At 63.0% G+C, this 14896-nt stretch carries 14 protein-coding genes; 2 read left to right on the top strand and 12 right to left on the bottom strand.

What is annotated here, in order from left to right:
• Window position 1: 1 nt before the first annotated feature.
• Window positions 2-733, bottom strand: a complete 732-nt coding sequence (locus FJ546_RS25965) for a glycosyl hydrolase 108 family protein (protein ID WP_140891914.1) — start codon at window positions 731-733, stop codon at window positions 2-4.
• Between the two features lie 80 nt (window positions 734-813).
• Here FJ546_RS25965 and FJ546_RS25960 point away from each other — a divergent pair, with 80 nt between their 5' ends.
• Window positions 814-1212, top strand: a complete 399-nt coding sequence (locus FJ546_RS25960) for a hypothetical protein (protein WP_140891913.1) — start codon at window positions 814-816, stop codon at window positions 1210-1212.
• 16 nt (window positions 1213-1228) lie between these two features.
• The gene (locus FJ546_RS25955; RefSeq protein ID WP_140891912.1) at window positions 1229-1525 is read left to right on the top strand and encodes a hypothetical protein; all 297 of its coding nucleotides are present in this window, start codon (window positions 1229-1231) and stop codon (window positions 1523-1525) included.
• On the opposite strand, the gene FJ546_RS25950 is transcribed toward FJ546_RS25955, so the two are convergent.
• From FJ546_RS25950 to FJ546_RS25900, 11 genes are all read right to left on the bottom strand, one after another.
• Window positions 1506-2609, bottom strand: a complete 1104-nt coding sequence (locus FJ546_RS25950) for an acyltransferase (protein ID WP_140891911.1) — start codon at window positions 2607-2609, stop codon at window positions 1506-1508. The genes FJ546_RS25955 and FJ546_RS25950 overlap by 20 nt on opposite strands.
• 74 nt (window positions 2610-2683) lie before the next feature.
• Window positions 2684-5113: an SGNH/GDSL hydrolase family protein gene (locus FJ546_RS25945; RefSeq protein WP_140891910.1), complete on the bottom strand. Its 2430-nt coding sequence runs from the start codon at window positions 5111-5113 to the stop codon at window positions 2684-2686.
• 290 nt (window positions 5114-5403) lie between these two features.
• A complete protein-coding gene (locus tag FJ546_RS25940; protein ID WP_246686972.1) occupies window positions 5404-5724 on the bottom strand; it encodes a T6SS immunity protein Tdi1 domain-containing protein in 321 nt (106 codons plus the stop codon).
• On the bottom strand, window positions 5646-7148 hold the full coding sequence (locus FJ546_RS31755; RefSeq protein WP_246686966.1) for a hypothetical protein: 1503 nt from the start codon (window positions 7146-7148) through the stop codon (window positions 5646-5648). Before FJ546_RS31755 ends, FJ546_RS25940 begins: the two co-directional genes overlap by 79 nt.
• Entirely contained in the window at window positions 7149-7688 is a 540-nt protein-coding gene (locus FJ546_RS25935; RefSeq protein ID WP_140891909.1) for a hypothetical protein, read from the bottom strand. It lies immediately after the preceding gene.
• A 3-nt stretch (window positions 7689-7691) separates the two neighbouring features.
• Window positions 7692-8360 (bottom strand): hypothetical protein, encoded by a 669-nt coding sequence (locus FJ546_RS25930; RefSeq protein WP_140891908.1) that lies wholly within the window; start codon window positions 8358-8360, stop codon window positions 7692-7694.
• Window positions 8361-8626: 266 nt separating this feature from the next.
• Complete coding sequence (locus FJ546_RS25920; protein ID WP_140891907.1) at window positions 8627-11110, bottom strand: hypothetical protein; 2484 nt, start codon at window positions 11108-11110, stop codon at window positions 8627-8629.
• Window positions 11111-11203: 93 nt separating this feature from the next.
• The gene (locus FJ546_RS25915) at window positions 11204-11797 is read right to left on the bottom strand and encodes a hypothetical protein (protein ID WP_140891906.1); all 594 of its coding nucleotides are present in this window, start codon (window positions 11795-11797) and stop codon (window positions 11204-11206) included.
• A gap of 124 nt (window positions 11798-11921) precedes the next feature.
• Window positions 11922-12911, bottom strand: coding sequence for a Coat protein (locus FJ546_RS25910; RefSeq protein ID WP_140891905.1), 990 nt, complete (start codon window positions 12909-12911; stop codon window positions 11922-11924).
• A 180-nt stretch (window positions 12912-13091) separates the two neighbouring features.
• Complete coding sequence (locus tag FJ546_RS25905) at window positions 13092-14003, bottom strand: hypothetical protein (protein ID WP_140891904.1); 912 nt, start codon at window positions 14001-14003, stop codon at window positions 13092-13094.
• Between the two features lie 97 nt (window positions 14004-14100).
• The gene (locus FJ546_RS25900) at window positions 14101-14673 is read right to left on the bottom strand and encodes a hypothetical protein (protein WP_140891903.1); all 573 of its coding nucleotides are present in this window, start codon (window positions 14671-14673) and stop codon (window positions 14101-14103) included.
• Window positions 14674-14896 lie beyond the last annotated feature (223 nt).

Here is a 14896-nt window from a genome sequence, read left to right as displayed (position 1 = left end):
GTCAGAAGATCCCTTGCAGCGCGACGGCGATGTGATGCCAGGCGGCATAGGCGACGAGCAGGCAGGCGGCGATGAGCCCGCCCGCCTTGGCGGCAGCCGGAATCCCGGGACCGCCCGGCACGGGCGCGTTGCCGGCGGGCGTTTCAGCCGCGAGCGGCGGCTTGACCGGCTGGGGAACCGGCGCCGGCATCGCAGGCTGTATTGAGGCGGGCGCCGTCGCAGGGGCCGACATCAGCAGGGCCTGGGCTCGCACTGACCTGACGCGATCGGACCAGCCGCGCCCGAATGTCGCCCAAGTCGGCAATCGCCTGAGAAACGCCAGCCGCGCATCGCAAAGCTGATCGATGACGACGCCAGCCGGCTTTGTCTTGACGGCCGCCAGCGTCGCCGGGCCGATGCGCCCGTCCTGCGAGACGCCGACGCTTGCCTGCAGGTATTTTGCCGCCCTGCCCGGTCCACTGTTCACCGCGAAATCGAACACGGCATAGTCGACGCCATCAGGCAGTTCGGCACCGAGCACGGCATCCCAATAGAAGCGCCGATAGACGGTTGCGACCTGATCGTCGCCGATCTTCTTCAGATCGGCCTTGCCGGCATCGGCCTTCACATAGCGGCGAAAATTCGCCAGCGTCACGCCCTTCATCGTGGCGCCGCCCGGATCGGCCGGATTGTCCGACCAGCCGCCCTCGGATTTCAAGACGAGCGCAAGCGCCCGCGCGAAGTTGCGGTCCATGGAGGTTCCTTTCCGCCCTCGCGGGCAGGTTGTTTGTTTCGGATTAGGTATGACTATCGGACCCAGACGCGGCCGATGCGATGGCGAGGGACAATGACGAACTGCCGGATGAAATCCGGCTGGACCTCAGCGGGCCTGCCGCCGACAACGATGGGCCAACGGGGAACTCAATCCATTTCAGCATGCCATGGGTAAAAGCCGGTGCCGACATTCAGCCGAAGGCCTTGCGGACATCGGAGATCAACACCTATGACGGCGGCCGGCTGGTGTTGGTTGATGGCGTCTGGGTTGTGATGAAGAGTGGCGATCAGGGCGATGCGGAAGCGGTGCGCGAGGCGTTGCGGAGATGGATTAGGCGGCGTCAAAGCGGCCATATCTGGCCGATGGTTGACCTCTTGAAAGGCTATCTCCTTGATCGGTCGCACGTGCTTGTTAAGTACCTCCAAGACGTCCTTAGCAACATCTCACCCGCTCCTTAAGTCGACCTCGGGCAAGATGTTCAGCCTCAACAAGACCGAACTGATTGCAGCACGCATCGCCGGCGTCTTGGCCGTCTTGGTCTTTTTTGCGTGGATCAGCCGGGGCGAGAGCGACATCAAGGACGGCGAATGGCATTTCTACGCGCCGTCTGATCCTGTCGTGGTCAGCGACGGCACTGAGGTTGCCGGAAGTCCAATCATGAGCCGATGGAACGGCAGCGCATGGGAATACCGGCATATGACCGAGGATGAGGAAGTCGCCTTCAACGATTTGATCGGCGGGCCGCCGATGCCTAAACCACCTCGGCCTTGAGATCAGTTGCCGTCGAAGCAGGCTTCTTTCGCGGCGTGCCGGCCACCCGAGCAACCCATTCAGCTTTGTTGAACCGGCGCTCGATCTGATAGAAGCTGATGAAGCTGAGGGGGAAAATCGCCGCGAAGAAGGAAAGCCACAAAATCCATTCATTAACCTTCCCGACAATGCCCAACTGCACATAGATGGCGGCCATCACCGCGAACAGCAGTTGATGCCACAGATAGAGCGAGTAAGAAGCGTCGCCCAGATCTGTCCAAGCTTTTGAGAACGTCCACATCCGCCTCATCTCGACAGCGACAAAGCCATAGACGATGAAACCGCTCGGCAAGCCGAAGCACACTGTCCGCCACATCACCGGCAACGCCCACGCGCCCTTCGGATCGTGGAGACGATAGCAGATCGCGCCGATGACCAGTCCGCCAAACCCTGCGGCCAAAGACGTCAAGGCGTACTCTGAGAATTTCCTTTCGACCAGCAACGCGACGACAATTCCGAACGCGAACTCCAGCACGATCGGCGCGGTAAACACCGAAGGCATGTAGATGCCGGCGCCCCAAATGCAGAGAACAATTGCCATCCAAAGAGCGATGGCGGCCACGATGCGGCGCGGGAATAGCAAAATACCTAGAGCGCACACCGCATAGAAGGTCATCTCGTACTGCAATGTCCAAGCAGCCAGAATGCGATTGTTCGGCTGGGCAATGAGTAGCGCCAGATCCCACCACGGCTGCTGCTTCATGCCTGCCGGGGATAATTCAGCGGCAGGCATGAGGATTAGCACCAGCGATGCGATGAGGAACGCTGTCAGATAGACGGGGTAGATTCGGAAAACCCGCCTCACCACAAATTCTCGCAAAGCCCGCCAAATTCCAGTGATGTCGGCGTTCTTCCCCAACCTGTCGGCGGACAGGAAAACCACGAAGCCGGAAATCACAAAGAAGAGGTCGACGCCAGATGGGCCGATGGCCCCGACGAACTGTGACCAATGATTTCGCATAGGAACAAGTGGGTAGAAGGAGTGGGTGAACACCACCATCAGCGCCGCGATGGCGCGGAGGCCCTGAATATTCTTGGAATACATGCCGCATGCCTAGTTCTGACGGCAGGTGGCATAGCAGCACAAGGCAGACGCGGCAAATGCTCAGGCGCTAAACTTCACTCCCAATGCGCGTCGGACAACCGCATGAACTTGTTGGTGGCATCGACGCCATACACATTCACCACGCCGGTTGACAGGATTTCAATCCAACCCTGGGTGTTCGCCTTCTGCGTGACCGTGGGGAGCCAGATTGTCCGGCTTGGCCGCATATACGTGGGGAGCTGCAGGACCTGTGTTCCATCCGCGAGGTTTGCACCGGCCGCGTTGGAAATGATGCCGTCAATGTGCTTGTAGCCTCGCTCATCCATCCAGAAAACCGGGGAAGTCAGCGCGGCCCAATTGTTCGTGTACCACCCGGCAGGAATTGCCATGACCGGATAAGCCCGCGTACGCCTCGGGCTGATGACACCGTAGGCCGACCTTGCAACGCCCTGAGCTATCTTCGTGCGAGCCAAGCGGCTCTCATGGATGTTGTCGAAGACGTTAAGGTCCACACGGTTCTGATCTGACGCCCAGGTAAGATATCGCGCAAGGCTCGGGCCACAAATCTTGCCGGCGTCGGTGATGCTGACTGGCTTTCCATTCCCGCGATAGGTTGCGCAGACCTGTCGCATGATTTCGCGATACGCCGGCACACGCTGCCCGCCCGCCGAGTTCTGCCCTTGGTTTGCAAAGCCGGTCTTCGCCACGCCATCCGCACGGTCCCAGAAGGCGGGCGTAAGGAGGACATGGAGGCGAGCCCCGAGGGACAGCGCTTGATCGAAGAGGAGGCCAAGGTCGGTAGCGAAGGTCGCCTGGCTGGTGTTGCCCTGGGCGTCGTTGGTGCCGAGCCCAACGAACACATCGGTATAGCCGGTCATGTTCTCGGCGAGGAGGCGGGTCTTCTGCTGCACCAAGGTTTCGCCGGCAACCGCGATGTTCTTGGTATACTCCCATTGCGTTCCCATCGAACCCTGCATGATGCGGGCAATGTCACGCGGCCAGCCGATGATGATGTCATCCATCTTACTGTCGCCGACGAACATAGCCCTGATGGGGCGCGAAGCGAGCCTGGTCGGGTTCTTGGTCTTCGTAAAGTTGTAGTAATTGGAAATGCCCGTAAGGGAACCAGGAAAGTAGATGGCAGGGCCGAGATATAAACACGGCGAAGGCAATTCACCTTCGGCTAGCACTACCCCATTCAGCCCAATCTGATACTTGGTTGGCGACACCATATCTACCGTTATGGATGCTCCGCAGAAGGTGTACGCCGTCTCGTTGGATGCGGCAGTACCATCGCCAAAATGGGGTATGGGAACTTCAGACCATGTTGAGGGGGCTGTCACTTTCCGGTGGAATATTGACCCGCCAATCCCGGCATAGACGCAGTGATACCCACCTTCGTAGACCAGCACCGCGTACCCCACATCACTCGTGTTGTAGCCGATGACCCACGAATATTGGCAGGTAGGCTCAGGCACCATGCCTGCAAGCTGGACGTTGCCTGCATCCGCCGTCGCCCTGTTGATGGTGATTACGTTAGTTGATTTGGCGATACCATTCGTAGAAGTCGCGAAGGTGTTGCCATTGGGCCATGCCGCCTTGAGCATAGAAACCTGTGTGCCCGACATATCGGCGGCAGAGGGCTCGTCATAGCCCACATCGCCATCGGTGAGGAAGTCGAACTTATCGACCGGTTCCGAATGGTGCTTGAACGTCACATTGATTGAGGTGCTCGTAAACAGAAGATTGCCCGGTCCTACCACAGTGACGGCCGGGGCTTTAGCGTCGCGCTGCGTGGAGGTCCGGTCGTTATAGACATTCGGTCCGTTGAAGGTCGGATTGCTCGTCGCATTGATCAGGATGCCGGTAAAGTCACTCGTCGTCGAGAAATAGAACACGCCAGTGTTCTTTCGAACCATGACAAGCGTTTCGCCGTGCGTAAGCGCGGCCTTCGCCGCAGCCCACGCGGCGTCATTGTTGGTGCCTGTGTTGGCGCCGGCGGCACCGTCATCGACAAAGCCAAACTCAGTCGAGTAGCGCGCCGTCCTGCTTTCGACAAAGGCCTTCACGCTTTGCTGGGACGGCACCTTCGTGGCACTGTTAGATGCCATGTCGTCCTCGTCGAGGAGGTCAGAGCGGCGCAGCGCGTCGCCGTCGCCGGTGATGTCGATCGGGTCGGCGCCGACAACCGGGTCAAGCGTGTTGAAGCGGAAAGTAATTTCCCCGTTCGTAAGACCCGCTTGAACAAAGGCGGTCGTGCCCTTCTGCATCGTGCGCGCGGTGCGCGCGTCGGCGGCGCGGAACCACTGGCCCTCGCTCGCCGTATAGATGCCGTTCGCGCGGGCATCGGCCTGGTTCTTCACCAGCACGCGATCGCCCACTTCGGTGACCACGCCATCGATGGTCTGCAGCCCATGGAGGGCAATGTTGGCCGTGGTCGCCAGGCGCACGGGTTCGCGCTCACCGGTCAACAGGCGAACGGCGGCAGTTGCAGGTCGGGCCATGAGGCTTGCTCCATGAAAAAGCCCCGCGAAAGCGAGGCTTGAGGATTTCGGATCGGATGAAGGGCTGGCAATGGGGTGGACGGAACGGTCGCGTCAGCCAACTTCGCCAACCGTTATCGTTTATCTCCGGATATCTCGTCCCGCGAGCGTTCGCGCCTTTCGAATTACGATGACAGTGCACTATTTCCCTTTTTAGATTCCGGCGTCACCCCCAATCGACCCAATCGACAAAGGTGCGCCGTCTCCGTGAGTGACTTTCATAGCCTATAGAAGTAAATTCGCTGAGCTCCTCAGCCACCCCTGAGATTTACAGGCGTGCCCGGCGGCAACCCTTTTACCTTCGCTATGACCTGGCCCAGAATGTGCCAATAAACTTCGAGGTCCGACAACTCCTGGTTCGAGAGGTCATCTTCTCCACCGAGGAATAGTGGCTTCTTGTAGCCAATGCATTGGTCATAGCCCGGTTGTGCCCCGCCAGCCGCCAACCAATCCTCCAAATATATGTTGGCAGACAGCGCCGCGTCAGGATCTTCTATGACCAAGACGTCATGGTAAGTCTCGATATTGTTAGGTATTTCAAGCGCTTCGGCCGTACCTGGCTCAAACAGCACCACGCCAGGCTGCCCTTGCTCAAGTCTCTGGCTGTCGACTGCAAACGCAGAGCCCTGCCAATCGTAGCCAAAAGCATGTGATGCGCCCATTGGTTTCCGGGAACGCCAGGCTGATCCTCGCCAGTCGCGGCCCCAACTGCGGTTCGAGCGCCAAGACCGGTTAGGCCAGTCTCCGCCGCTGCGCCAACCCCTCCTGCCCGGCCGAGCAGGCCAAACAGGCCCTTGGCGGCGCCATACCCTGACAAGCCGGCCCCTAGGCCTTCAGCGACCCAGCCGGCAAGCACGGCACGGTCCTCGGCATCCTCTGTCTCGGCCTGCTCACGGCCAAGACGTTCGTGATAGCTCTCGCCGGACTCCGATGGTGCCATCCCGGCGACGAGCGCGTCCGCGCCTCCAGCGGTCGCGCCCTTGGCTATGGTCCTCCCGATATCCCCGAATGCCATGCCGAACTGCTGCAACGACGACATGGTGCTGTACTGGGCCTGAGCTGGGTGTTCCCCAATCCAAGCCAGCCCTGCCCTGAGCGCCGTAAGCTGAGCTTCCAACAACTCTGGCGTCATGTTTGGATCTCGGGCGGCCCTAGCCCGCCATTGGGCTTCCGCTGCCACAGAAAACTGTTCGGCCGTCGCTTTGCGCGCACCTGGGTCGCGGATCGCCAGGACAATCGAACTCGCCCTCGCAAAACGCTTGCTGAATGGCACGTTTGGGTCGATGTATTGTTTGGCTTCTTGGTCTGCGACAGACCATGGCAATGGCAGTTTTCTGTCGAAACCCATCTGCTGTTGGGCAGCCCTGGTCCAAGTGACGGCAGCCTGGAAATCCTGCGGCGTTGAGACCTTGCTCCAGTCCGGAGCCTGCCCCGGGAACAATTGGCCGACATAACTGGCGGGATCGGCGTCGCGGGCGCTCAGGATCAGCTGGGCGGCGCCGGCTCTTACTTCGTACCGTTCGCGCTCTTCCGGTGAGCTATCGGTGCTGGGTTCGAAATCGCGAAGCTCGGCATGTATCGCCTGATTCGGCACCCGATACATGTCGAAGAAGGACTTGGCGACGCCGGCGGTTGTCCTGAACTGATCGAAATGCTTCGGGCCATCCTCGGTCCCATAGATGTTGACGAAATCCTGAGCTGTCGGCTCCTCCTCCGGATATTTGCCCGTGGCGGCGATGACGGCCGGTGCGTTCTGCTCCGCAAGCAGGACCCTTGCGCGCGCACCGATCAGTTGGGCCGTGGTGGCGTGTTGGCCTGATCCTTCAACGCCGCAACATCGCTGGGCTTCAGATAGGTGATGGCGTCGAGTGGAACGGCTGTCTTGATCGCCCAGCCCCTGCATGGCGCCGCCGACCGGCGATCCCTGCGGATATTGCGGCGCATTGCCGGTATCGAGCCGGCGCTGGGCAATGGAAAGCGGGATGACGTGGGCCATTTAGGTGTTCCCTGCCCACGCCGCCCTGAGAGGCGAGCTGCCGAAGATCACGGAGCGCGTCGGCACCGTGCTGGCGGCCATGCTTGAGGCCAGGCTTTTCGTCGGGTCGTAGATCTTGGAGAGCCCGCCAACGAGTGCGCCGCCGGCGCTGAAGATCGACGCCGTCACCGCCTGCTTGCCGGAGAAGCGCGAAATGGCGGCCTGGCTGTTGAGGTTGTTCTGCCGCAGCTTCGAGCTGTACTGGATCGCGTCGAGGTCGACCTGGCCCTGCCTGGCGTTGGCGGCCAGCACCTCGGTCGGCGAGCCTGATATGCCGACGCCGGAGGCGCCGGCTTGGGCGCGCGCCTGGGCCTGCAGAAAATCCTGCTTGTGGCGTTCCTGGCCCTGCTCGAAGGCGGAACTCTGCGCCTCGGCCTGCGCCTGCTGCTCATAGGCCTTGGCCTGGTAGTCGGCCATCTGCTTCGACTGCTGGCCTTCGACCAGCGCGCCGCCGACCGACAGGGCAGTGCCCGCCAGTCCAAGAAGGGCAAGTGTGCACATGGCTCAGCCTCGTTCGCTCAGAGAGGGGGTTGCGGGAATGAATTTGCTTTTGACGCCGTCCACCGGCGCGCCGAGCGGCGGGCGCGGGTCGAGCGCGCCGCCGGGGGTCAGGAAGGACAGAAGCAGCCTGTCGGCCTGCAGCGCCGGCCGGCTGAGCCGCGCGGGTGCAGCCGCGCGCGGCCCCCTCATGGCGGTGCGGCGGGTGGTGGTCAGGTTCACCTTCAGCTCGCTGACGCCGGCTGCGTCGAACAGGCCATTGGCGGTGGCGATGCCGCGGGCGAGCGCATCGGCCTCGAACAGTTCCTGGCGCAACTGCTCGACCAGCCGGTGCACGCCGCGCCAGCGCTCGCCGAGCCTTGCCGCCCTGGCCTTGATCTCCTCGCCGAGCGCCGCGATGTCGGCGCGGGCTTCGCCGCGCACGGCTTCCGCGCGGCGCTTGCCGGCGGCGTCGATGGTTTTTTCCAGGAGTGCGATGGCGTCATTGCAGTCGTCGAGCGCGGCGCGCGCGGCGGCCAGGTCGCCATCGCCGAAGACCGCGCGGTCCTCGGCTTCAGCCAGTGCGCTTTTGCGGGCGAACGCGTCGTTGAGGTCGGTGTCGAGCAAGGCGATGACGGCTGCGAATTCGGCAGCCGTCCGCGCCCTGCCGAGGGTTTCGGCATGGGGGGATGTCATTGGAGGAGTGTCCTTTTGGGGAGAGAGGCGGTCCGCGAAGCTGCCGATCTCCCCCCTTGTGGGGGAGATGCCCGGCAGGGCAGAGGGGGGCGTGAAGGATCGCGGCGTCGCCCAGCTGGAGATTATGAAATCAGAGCTGGATCGGCGGCCGTTTCGTCTGGCGGCGTGCAGGCAAAATCCGGATAGGCCGGCGGGACAGCGCCCCCCTCTGGCCTGCCGGCCATCTCCCCCACAAGGGGGGAGATCGGCAGCTTCCACACCTCACTTTACGGCTCGGCGTCGAACACTGGCGTGAAGGCGCGGATCGTGCAGGGCGTCGGGTTGACGTGGCGGATGCGTACCTTGCCCTGCCCTTCCCAGCTGTCGTCGATCGGCACCTCGACATTGCCGGTGAACAGCGTTGCCCGCCCATCCGGCGCGACGATCGAGGGCATGCGCACCGGTTCCCACCGGCCGCGCGTGAAGGACTGCACCTCAAGACCCGTCGTGTCGGTCTCGAGCAGCGACAGGATCGCTTTCGCCACCTTCTTGCGGCGGCCGATGATGGAGCCGTCCTTGCCGCCGACATCGAGCTCCAGCGTGTCGGCGCCCGCCGCATAGGGCAGGCCGAGCTGCCATTTGGCGGCGGCCGAGCCGCCAGGCAGCGTCACCGTGCCGCCGCCGCTGACGATGAGCCCGCGATAGACCTTGCCGTCGGCCAGAACATCGACGGCCTGGCCGGCAAGATGCGCCGCGCCGCCCACCATGGCCACCGCGGCGCCCGTATAGGTCAGCCCGCAATCGACCTCGAAGGCGTCAGCGATGGCGCCATATTCGAACGGCGCGGTCTTGATCTCGATATAGCGCCTGGTCACGCCGCCAATGGTGCGCTTGACGACCAGCCAGAGGTCGTCATTGCCGTCCTGGCCCGGCGTCACCGCGGCACTTTCGACGACCGCCCAATTTGAATCATCGGGACCGGATCCGCCGAAAGCACCGCCCAGGCGATGCCGGTGCATGCCCCTGACTTCCTGCGACGGCTGGTGCGTATAGCCCCCGAGCTCGCCATTATCGAGCGGGAACCACAGCAGCGGGTCGGGGTCGGTCTGGAAGGCCAGCTCGACCACGCCCTGCTTGGGAATATGTTCGGAAATCTGGCCGACATCGTCCGAGGTGAAACGGCTCTGCGCCGTCTGCGTCAGCTCGGCGATCGATTTGCGCGAGCGCGTGACATAGAGGAACGACTGGCCGGCATCGACCGGTCGGATGCGGGCGCAGCCAAAGGTGCGCGAGCGCCGGTTCTTGAACGAGGACGGCGTCAGCGCCTCGTCGATGCCCGAGCCCGAAAGCGCGCGCACGCCGCCCGACGTGCCGATCAGCAGCGCGCCGTCGGAATCGGCGATCCAGGCAATGTCGTTGGCTTGGCCGCCGCCGGCCTGGACGAACTCCAGCGCATCATCGTCCTTCTCGCCCAGCGCGAAATTGTCGAAGTCGCCGGTGGCCGAGGCGTAGACCGAGAACTTCCGGCTGAAGGCCAGGCGTTCCTCGTAGAGCGAGCCGCTCTCGACATATTTGCCGGGCACGAAGGTGCCGAGCCGCCAGCGGGTGATCGGCGACAGGTCGGGCAGCGCATGGCCGTAAAGCCTGATCTGAACAACGGTAGTGCTGCTGCGACCGGTAATCTTGGCCCAGCGCCAGACATTCTCACTCCCGAGAAGCCGGATGGACCGGCCAACATCCGACGTTTGAAACCCGGTGCCGTTATTGATGCCGGCCGTCGATGAGGCTGTCAGATTGAAGGGCGTCATCGTATCGCCGTTCTCTGCCAACGCTATCTCGGCGATGCTGCTGTTCAAGGCGTCGCCGCCACCACCACCGGAAAACGCAAACCTGTAATATTCGTAGGTGGTGGTGTTCTGGAAATCGTAGAAGCGGACTTCCGAGCCGGACCAACCAGTCTGCCCAGCCCGTCCATCCAGGGCAACGTAGTTTACGCCATCGTTTGACCCCGTAAGCGTCCACTGCGTCGGCGTGTCGCCTGTTGCCGCGACGTTGCTTGATGCCGCGATCCAGTATGCATTCACAGCCCTGCCTTGCCCCGCAGGGAATTGATACTGGACGAACCCGCTGCTGTGGGTCGTGAACACGACTTCCTGGGCGATACTGCGATCGAACACCGTCCATGTGTTGGTGCCGGTGCCATCATCTGTAACAGTGCCGCTCGGAGCCGTGGCGGAGCTCATCTTGGGCGTGGCGTGGCCGGTACTGGCAGGGGTCAGCGTGGTCGGGGTGGTGTTGATTTCGTCGTAGGGGCCGTCGAGAAACGCGAAGTCCGTCAGGGTCCATGCCGTGTGCGCGGTGCGCGTCAGAACCTTGGGCGCGTAGTCTTTGTGCACGATCCACATCTGGTCGGCCGACTGGACATAGGCGAGTTTGAACAGGTCCGCCTCCAGATAGGGCGATGCGACCTCGACCGTGCCGACGCGCGCGCCATAGGCGTAGACGCGGATGTAGAGGTCGCCGAATTCGAGCACGTAGGCCTGGTCGGCCGAGAAGATGAACGGGATCAGCCGCGTCTTCTTGGCTGAAATCTTGACCTCGCCGGCGAAATAGGTGCCGCCGCGCTTGCGGATACCGCCATGCGGCAAGGTGACGAAATTCTCGCATCGGGCCAGTGCGGCCCGATAGAAATCGAGCGAGGCGCGGGCATGCAGGCGCGGCGAGATTTCGCCACGCGTGAAGACATCCTGGACGGGATAGAGTGCGGTCATCAGCGCAGAACCCTCAAAGCATGTCGCCCAAAAGCATGCCCACGGGCCTGACCCGAGAGTGTGAAGCGGTTTGGGGCAACGACATGCGCAAAATCAAAGACGAAAGTCGCCGCGCTGGCTGGACCAGGAGGCGGAGTAGAAGCGGCCACCGCGCTGGATGGCATTGGCGTTGAGCGCGGCGTCCAGCGCCCGGTCATAGGCCGAGCGGGCAATGTCGATCATGCCGGACTTGTGCGTCAGCGGATGCGCGACCTTGATAGCGAGCGCCGCCACCAGCACCTCGGTGAACAGCGCGTCCCAGTCGTTGGGATCGGTGAGATTGGCGACATAGCGGATGGTCAGCGGACCCGGCTGGTCGCAGTAGATCAGACCCGCCTCCTGGCGCCACGAGATCGGCACGCCGTCCGGCTCGCCATTGTGGGTCAAGGGCAGCGGCCGCAGGCAGTCGGCCGGCAATTCATAGACGAAGGACAGGCCGCACGCGTTGCCGCCGGTATCCGACCCCACCACCATGGAGCGCAGGATCGAAAACACCCAGGCATATTTCGTCAGTTCGGCTTCGCACGTCAGGTCGAAATGTAGGTTCAGCAGGCGTGCCGCCTTGACGTCCTGATCGAGACTGTCGATCGGCGCCTCGTCGAGCACGGCCAGCGCCATATTGGCGATATCGAGCGGGGTGATGGCCATTGTGTCAGGCCTCCATTGGTTTTCAGGTCGGCAAGTCGCGACCCTTTGCGCGAAGGAATGCAGTCCAGATGAAATCAGCGAGGGGCGGGAGCGCGAACGCCCCCGCCCCCTCGCCTGCGACCAATCAGGCCTCGGTGGTCTTCAGCGCGATGAAGGTCATGTTCTTGACGCTCGAGGCGGTGCGGTCCCAGTTCGCCGCCAGCGCCAGCTCGGCATCGGTGGCGAACTCGCCGGCCGAGGAAGCATCGAGGAAGCGGGTGCCGGGAACGTGCGGCACGAAATGCCGGCGGCCGACCATTTCGGTGACGCCGCCGCCATGGCCCTGGCGCGGCTTGCGGTCGAACTCCAGCGGCCCGCCTTCGGTGTTGACCGGCAGCTCGTTCCACAGGATCGCCTTGTCCTTGAACATGAAGGCGGTGTAGACGTTCGCGACCACCGGAATGTCGTCGTCGACCACGGCCCGCAGGCCCATATAGTAGGGGATCAGCGGCCCGCCCTGCTCGGAGGACGGCACATAGTCGATGAGATCGGCGAGCTTCAGCGCCTTCATCTGCTTGGAGTGCATCCAGATCGTCTTGAACTTGTCCGCGCGGTCACCCATCAGATAGGCGGCCTCGATGATGTCGGTGTCGACGATGGAGGCACCCGTGGTACGCACCAGATCGCCGCCATCATTGGCGATGTTGTCGGCGACCACGCCTTTCAGGATGCCGAGCAGGGTCAGCTTGTTGGCGCGCTGCCAGTACTCGGTCTGCCGCTTGACGATAAGCTTCTGCGGATCGTCGCCCGCCAGGATCGAGGTCAGGTCCGGAACGCCCCACGCCTGGGCGCGGACATTGCGGGCGGCGACCTCGCGGCGCGAGCCGACCTTCTTCATCTCGATGGAATCGGCCGGGTCGTCATTGACCGGCTCGGACGGGTCGTTGCCGAGATCCTTCCAGCCGGGCATGTCGACGGAGCGGCCGCCCATCGACAGTTTGGACGAGATGGCCGGGTCGGAGAACAGGATTCCGGCCTTGTAGATCTCGAGCGACTGCACATGTTCCTCGAAAGCATATTGCGCATAAACGGACGGTACGATCGCGTCCGCGATGCGGGTGTAGGCATCTGCCATTCTTCTCTTCCTTCAGGTTGGGTTTGGCGGTGACGCCCCCTCACCCAGCCTCCGCTTCGCTCGGCTGACCTCTCCCCGGCGGGGAGAGCAGCCGAGACGGCGGCGCCAGCCTCTTCGCCCCACCGGGGAGAAGGCGGCCGCGAAGCGGCCGGATGAGGGGGTTCGGATACGACTGACCTCTCAGAGAGGGTTGTTGGGCATCCAGAGGTCCGGATTCTCTCCGGCCTCGCGGGCCAGCCGCCTTGCGCGGGCGGGGTCGCTTTTGACGAGGGTTGAAATGGCCGTCAGGTTGCGTTCGCCGGCGGCGTTGCGCTTGAACGGATTGCCTCCGCTCGAATGTGCACCGCCGTCGATCGTGTCCTCCCTGAACATCGCTTCGCCAATGGCGTGGAAGGCCTTGGCGATCTGCGGATCGGTCAGCGCCCCGTCAGGCAGAACGATGCCCTTCGCCTTGTAGACGTCGACCAGGCCGAGCTTCTTCATCGCCCGGTTGGCGACCTCGAGCTTCTGGCGAAAGCCGTCGCCGTCGGTTGGCCCCCAGTCCCGCACAAGGTCGTCATGGGTGGCTTCCACCGAGCGGGCGAGCGCGATCTCTTGGCGCGCGGCCTGCTCGGCCATGTAGCCGACGAACTTGTCGTGATAGGCCTGTGCGATCTTCGGGCTTGCACCCGCTTCGACCGCCCAGGCCTTGGACGCATTGGCGAGCTCGTCCGAATAGGCGAAGTTTTCCGGCAGGCCTTCCGGCCTGCGGTATTCGACCTTTTCCGACGAGGTGACCGGACGCATGGTCTCGGGCAGCCGGGCATGAAAACGCTCCCAGTCCTCCCGCGATGCGTCCGGGCCGGGGACGCGCAGGCTCTCACCTTGCTGCCGCTCCAGCTCCGCATAGGATGTGAAAACCCTGTCGAGGCTTTCAGGCTTGGTCCAGCCCTTGGTTTCAGCGAGCTTGCGGTTGCCTTCGGAAAGACCGTCAAACCAACTTTGGCCGACAGGTGCGGCGGACCCGTTCTCCGCGCCTGCCGGTGGCCGTACTGGGTTGCCCGCCGGCAGCGCACGCGCCACCACGGACCCGGCGTCTGCCAGATCTGTCATGTGATGTTTCCTTTGTTGAGATTCGAAGACGTGATGGCGCCAGGCGGCGAAGCTGCCAATCTCCTCCCACGTGAGGGAGATTGGGTGTTGTCAGCACCTAGACATTATCGCCCCAGTTCTCCCACAGCAGCGTGATCGCGCCGGTCACCGCGATCGTCCCGTCGGCATCGATATCCGTGCCGGTGGCGAAGGCCAGGTTGAGATAGAGATCGACCGGCGTCGTCGTCCCATCCAGCGTTGCCGCGGCGGCGATGTCGGCGGTCGAGGCGGTCGAAAGCGCGGCGCCCGCGCCATCCAGCGTGCGTGCCGTCGAGGCCAGCACATTGACCATGGTTCCGGCCAGCATCGCGCTCGACGCGGCCGCCGAACCGAGCGACCAGGTCAGTGCGGCATTGTCGTTGATGGTCGAGGCGCGGGTGGTCAGCACGGCGAACTGCAGCCGCGCCGTGCCGCCCTTGATGCGAACCTTGCCGTCGGTGAAGTCGAAGATCTTCTGGCTGGCATAGGCCAGCGCGTCGGTCACCGGCACCTGCATGCCGGCGAAGGTGAAGACGGTGCGGAAAGCACCGCCCTGCCCCGTGGTCAAGGCCTTCAGGCCGAGTTTTGGCGGGGCAAGGCCGGCCTCGCGGGCGGCGGCACGGACAAGCGTCCGGGGAAGACCTCGGGTCATGGCATTTCTCCATTGTTTCAGTGGGGACAAGCAGTGGTGCGCGCAGCGCGCGGGAAGGGCCAGGCTTGGCTTCGACCGAGCCGTCTCAGTCTGAATCATTTTGACAAGGGCGAGAGCTAGCGCCTTGTTCGAAAGGGATGTTTTGCGCTCCCGGTCCATCAACGCCCGAGAAACCATGTCTTATATCGTGAGCGTCCGTGCCCCCGTTCCGCCGCAATGCGAC

The sequence above is a fragment of the Mesorhizobium sp. B2-4-19 genome, assembly GCF_006441315.1.
In the GTDB taxonomy this organism is placed as follows: Bacteria; Pseudomonadota; Alphaproteobacteria; order Rhizobiales; family Rhizobiaceae; genus Mesorhizobium.
The sequence above is the reverse complement of the archived record's forward strand: the minus strand, read 5'-3'. Positions and strand labels throughout refer to the sequence as shown.

Excerpts from the sequence above, each read along its gene's own strand:
- FJ546_RS25965 (WP_140891914.1), bottom strand. The coding sequence starts at position 733 with ATGGACCGCAACTTCGCGCGGGCGCTTGCGCTCGTCTTGAAATCCGAG.
- FJ546_RS25960 (WP_140891913.1), top strand. The coding sequence starts at position 814 with ATGGCGAGGGACAATGACGAACTGCCGGATGAAATCCGGCTGGACCTC.
- FJ546_RS25955 (WP_140891912.1), top strand. The coding sequence starts at position 1,229 with ATGTTCAGCCTCAACAAGACCGAACTGATTGCAGCACGCATCGCCGGC.
- FJ546_RS25950 (WP_140891911.1), bottom strand. The coding sequence starts at position 2,609 with ATGTATTCCAAGAATATTCAGGGCCTCCGCGCCATCGCGGCGCTGATG.
- FJ546_RS25945 (WP_140891910.1), bottom strand. The coding sequence starts at position 5,113 with ATGGCCCGACCTGCAACTGCCGCCGTTCGCCTGTTGACCGGTGAGCGC.
- FJ546_RS31755 (WP_246686966.1), bottom strand. The coding sequence starts at position 7,148 with ATGGCCCACGTCATCCCGCTTTCCATTGCCCAGCGCCGGCTCGATACC.
- FJ546_RS25935 (WP_140891909.1), bottom strand. The coding sequence starts at position 7,688 with ATGTGCACACTTGCCCTTCTTGGACTGGCGGGCACTGCCCTGTCGGTC.
- FJ546_RS25930 (WP_140891908.1), bottom strand. The coding sequence starts at position 8,360 with ATGACATCCCCCCATGCCGAAACCCTCGGCAGGGCGCGGACGGCTGCC.
- FJ546_RS25920 (WP_140891907.1), bottom strand. The coding sequence starts at position 11,110 with ATGACCGCACTCTATCCCGTCCAGGATGTCTTCACGCGTGGCGAAATC.
- FJ546_RS25915 (WP_140891906.1), bottom strand. The coding sequence starts at position 11,797 with ATGGCCATCACCCCGCTCGATATCGCCAATATGGCGCTGGCCGTGCTC.
- FJ546_RS25910 (WP_140891905.1), bottom strand. The coding sequence starts at position 12,911 with ATGGCAGATGCCTACACCCGCATCGCGGACGCGATCGTACCGTCCGTT.
- FJ546_RS25905 (WP_140891904.1), bottom strand. The coding sequence starts at position 14,003 with ATGACAGATCTGGCAGACGCCGGGTCCGTGGTGGCGCGTGCGCTGCCG.
- FJ546_RS25900 (WP_140891903.1), bottom strand. The coding sequence starts at position 14,673 with ATGACCCGAGGTCTTCCCCGGACGCTTGTCCGTGCCGCCGCCCGCGAG.